Here is a 1,194-nt window from a genome sequence, read left to right as displayed (position 1 = left end):
GGTGAAATTTGCTTTGTTATGTGTCGTCCTCATAGGAAAACAGCTTAAATAACGGCGCGGGCGCGGCGGGGGCGCCTGCTTATAACCATTTCATTTAAAAATTTGTTTGAATATTAGATTAGGGAGCTACCTATGACCACTAAAACTGTATCTAAAAAATATGAAATTATAGACGAAATAAAAAAAGTTTACGATGCAGAAACCCGTCAACCTAGATACTTTTATCGCATACGCGCATTAAGGGATTTCGATGATGTCAAGGCTGGTGACCTTGGTGGTTTTATTGAGAAGGAAGATAACCTCTCTCATGATGGGAATTGCTGGGTGTATGATGATGCTATTGCAGCATATGATGCTGTCGTTAGTGAAAATGCTAAAATACGTAATGAAGCCGTTATTGCTCAAAATGCTAAAGTTTATGGTAACGTTGTAGTGAGTGATAAAGCCAAGGTTTATGGTCGTGATACCCATGTTTATGGCAATGCTAAGATTTTTGATAATGCTAGTATTAGTGGTACCATGTGGTTTCGTGGCAAGGGGTGGGTTTATGGCAAGTGTGTGGTTAATGGCAATGCCAAGGTTTATGATCATGCTAAGGTTTGTGGTCAAGTTTGTGATAATGCCGTGGTTTATGGAAAAGCTTTTATTAGTATAGAGGCAAAAATTTATGACAATGCCAAGGTTTGGCATAGTGCTTATGTGAAGGGCTTTGTTTATGGCAATGCAAAAGTATCAGGGTCTTCTTGCGTATACGAAGGTTCTCATATTTTTGATCATGCTAGGGTTTATGGTAAAGCGCTTGTCTACAAAAATGTCAAGATTTATGGCAATGCCCGTGTTTATGAGAATGCTCGTATTTATGAAAAAGCAGAAATTTATGATGATGCGTGTGTTTCTAATAGGTCTATTATTGAAGAGGGTGTAAAAATCTCTGGCAACGCTGTAATTAATGGCAAGCAAAAGATTTGTGATGATACTGATGGTAGTGAACAAAGCACAAACAAAGCAGCGTAAATAAAATAACGGGGCGGGGGGCTGCTTTATAGCAAAAAAGCCGCGTCCTTTAAGACACGGCTTTTGTTTGCAACTGGAAACTTATACATTTTAAATGTTAAAGTATATTACACAAAACGTGTAAAAATGCAAGCCTTAATACATAAAAACCGCATCAAAATGAATTGATACGGCTTTTAT

The 1,194-nt window shown here is 37.9% G+C and carries 1 protein-coding gene; it reads left to right on the top strand.

The features are described from left to right. Positions 1-132: 132 nt before the first annotated feature. A complete protein-coding gene (locus ACFIL3_RS10330) occupies positions 133-1,014 on the top strand; it encodes a hypothetical protein (protein ID WP_375632886.1) in 882 nt (293 codons plus the stop codon). Positions 1,015-1,194 lie beyond the last annotated feature (180 nt).

This window comes from Bartonella sp. CE47NXGY (assembly GCF_042195415.1).
In the GTDB taxonomy this organism is placed as follows: Bacteria; Pseudomonadota; Alphaproteobacteria; order Rhizobiales; family Rhizobiaceae; genus Bartonella.
Note: the sequence above shows the minus strand (reverse complement) of the source record. Positions and strands in the feature narration are given on the sequence as shown.

Excerpts from the sequence above, each read along its gene's own strand:
- ACFIL3_RS10330 (WP_375632886.1), top strand. The coding sequence starts at position 133 with ATGACCACTAAAACTGTATCTAAAAAATATGAAATTATAGACGAAATA.